The organism is Cryobacterium sp. M91, from assembly GCF_002929615.1.
GTDB classification, from domain to species: Bacteria; Actinomycetota; Actinomycetes; order Actinomycetales; family Microbacteriaceae; genus Cryobacterium; species Cryobacterium levicorallinum.
Map to the genome: position 1 here is coordinate 1 of NZ_PJJT01000022.1, position 2,595 is coordinate 2,595.

General features: G+C 59.9%; 4 protein-coding genes. All 4 read right to left on the bottom strand.

Annotation, left to right across the window (positions count from 1 at the left end):
* Positions 1-187: 187 nt before the first annotated feature.
* Positions 188-295, bottom strand: a complete 108-nt coding sequence (locus CXY80_RS20545) for an AlpA family transcriptional regulator (RefSeq protein WP_134577727.1) — start codon at positions 293-295, stop codon at positions 188-190.
* A gap of 410 nt (positions 296-705) precedes the next feature.
* Positions 706-870, bottom strand: a complete 165-nt coding sequence (locus CXY80_RS19645) for a DUF2207 domain-containing protein (protein ID WP_146070591.1) — start codon at positions 868-870, stop codon at positions 706-708.
* Between the two features lie 52 nt (positions 871-922).
* Positions 923-1,096 (bottom strand): CsbD family protein, encoded by a 174-nt coding sequence (locus CXY80_RS00200; protein WP_104131130.1) that lies wholly within the window; start codon positions 1,094-1,096, stop codon positions 923-925.
* A 707-nt stretch (positions 1,097-1,803) separates the two neighbouring features.
* A partial coding sequence (locus CXY80_RS19265; RefSeq protein WP_104131131.1) for an FUSC family protein occupies positions 1,804-2,595 on the bottom strand: 792 nt, incomplete at its 5' end.

Genomic DNA, 2,595 nt, shown 5'->3' on the forward strand with positions numbered 1-2,595 from the left:
CAAATCGCTGAACTTTTCAGCGTCGGAAGGTCCACGGTCTACCGAGCAATCCAGCGCGCCGGAGACACCGCCGCCTGAATGTGCGTCGTGCAGAGGAGTACGGAAAAGCCAGTGGTTACACTCGCCTGCACAATCCCGACCATGATTCGAAGGTGTCCCGGTCACCGTCCGGCTTACGGGACGCTTTTCAGGTCTTGCCGAACCGGTAGGCCGTGGGGCCTTTGCCGTGCACCCGCCAGTCGTAGACCGTGGAGATCCGGATGCCCAGGTATGCCGCCAGCTCGTGGACGTCCATCAGAGGCTCCAGCCCAGTCGTCGATGGGAGGAGAAGTTGGGTAGCCGTCGTGGATGCTCATATCCAGAAGGTGCGCAAGACGATCCCGGACGATCCCGGACGATCGGGAGGGACCGAAACCGACCTCAGCGCCTCGGACGACAGGTCCGGCTCAGCGGCCCCGAAAGGGTCAAAATGATCAGGTAGTGATGACACAATCAAATCTCTTAACCAAAAAAGTCCCGGAAACCCCTTAAACCAGAAATCGCTCCTGAGAAGCCTCGGGAGCGATTTCTTTTTGTTTCGACCGGACCGTGTCGTGAAGAGTTTCTCGAACGGCCCTGTGGTCGGGCTGACAGATTTTGTACCGGCGACCCCCGAAGGTTTAGGCCTTAAAGGATGACCATGCGAACCACTTTGAGCGCTGTCCTTTACGCGCCTCGGCGACCAGACATCGAACGCACCAGGAACGCAATCACCGCAAGCACCAAGAGAATGATGCCAACCCACAATAAGAAATTCAGCGACTGCACAAAACCGCCAGTCAGCAGGAGGACGACCGCGATGATGGCGACGACGATAAACAGCATGTTCATGGTGTTTCCTTTCCTATGTTCCCCGGACCCCCCAGCATACGGGGCACGTTCGCTATTCCTTGAACACGTCTTTCACATGTTCGCCGGCCTGCTTGAGACTCGCCTTGGCCTGATCGGTTTTGCCTTCAGTCTCGAGCGACTTGCCCCCCGCGATCTGGCCTGCGCTCTCCTTGAGCTTTCCCCCGGCCTTTTCAGCCGCGTTCCTGATTTTGTCGGCCTCACTCATTGTTTCCACCTCACGTCACTCGAAGATAGTGAGGTTGCCGGCTAATCGGATCTTCAGCATTCCGGACGAGCCTCTTTCCGATGACGGTACTCTCGCGCCAGGGTTGCAACAATGAGCTGGACACCGGCACCGCGGTCGTGACTCACCCCGTGCTGAGAATCCCGCCCATGCGAGCGAGCGTGGCGCGTTGAGCGGTCGGGACCGGGCGCGGAGGGATGCCGTCATTGTGGACCAGCGACAGCCGTTTTGTGCGAACGCCCGCGCCCGTACTTCGCCCGGGAATCGAAGGATTACCACCCAGCGCTACTATGGGGAAAATACCCGCATTGGCAATGAGCAACGATGGGGCAACAAATGCTTCTGAATTTAGCTGAGTATTAGAGCCTCTGAGCCCCACCCGATCGTGCGGTTGAGCCCCACCCGATCGTGCGGTTGAGCCCCACTGATCGTGGCGCAGAGTCCCAGTCGTGGTGTGGCTCAGGACCACTGACTATTTGAGGCTGTGAGAGCCACCCAATTGTGCGGTTCAGAGCCACCGATCGTCCGGAAGTGCGCTCAATGACACCGACAATGGTGCTGAACAGTGCGAATCACGCATCTCAACAGTGGTGCTCACCCGCACCACAGGTGGTGCCCATCGAAGCGAATAGTCATTTAGCCAGGGAACGATGCGAAAGTCAAAATGCCCTGGCGTCAGGGCATCGCAACTAGTCATCAGTCGCCGGACCTTCGAGGCGGGAGAGTAGGGCTGCGAGCGCCCGGGTGATATCCATCGCGATGGATATCGCGGCCCCCATCGACGTCGCCGGAGTGGAGTCCTTTATGTCGTCAAGCTCGGCCATGAGGGACGCAACCGCATCCGCAGCAGCGGAGTGCGCCGTCAGATCCTTATTTCCCGAATCCCAATCACGCAGCGCCGCAGCCAGCGCGTCAAGCGCCAGGCTCACCGACGGGCGCAAGTCCTCTCTCAGTTGCACCTTGATCGGGGTGCCCCACACTGCCCCGGCCAGCACCTCCGTGAGGTCCCTCACGTGAAAGGCGATGGTTTCGAGCGCAGCAAGGTCCTCGTAGTCGGCGCTCAGGTCTCGGTGGCGGTGGATTCGAGCCCGCGGATTGACTTTGCGGCTTTCGTCGGCCTGCTGCAGCGATGTTCGCAGCCCGCTGGAAAGGTTGACGAGCGAGTCATTGCGCGACGCCCAGCCCTCCCGCTCCGGTGGCCAGTTCTCGGCCACGACTTCGGCGACCTCGGATAGGTGATCGGCTAGCGCTGAGCGATAGTTCGAGAGGTTCTGGCCCACGGCATTGAGGTTCAGCGCGGGAAAGACCAACATGTTGATCAGGAGCCCGACGACGATGCCGAGGCTGATTTGCACGACATAGCCGATGGAATAAGAGTCGGCATCGGGCCCCCCCACGATCAGCACGAACAAGACCGTCACGGGTATGTATTCGCGGTTGTTGCCGAACCACCCTGTCGCGGCGATCAGCGCGCCGATGCC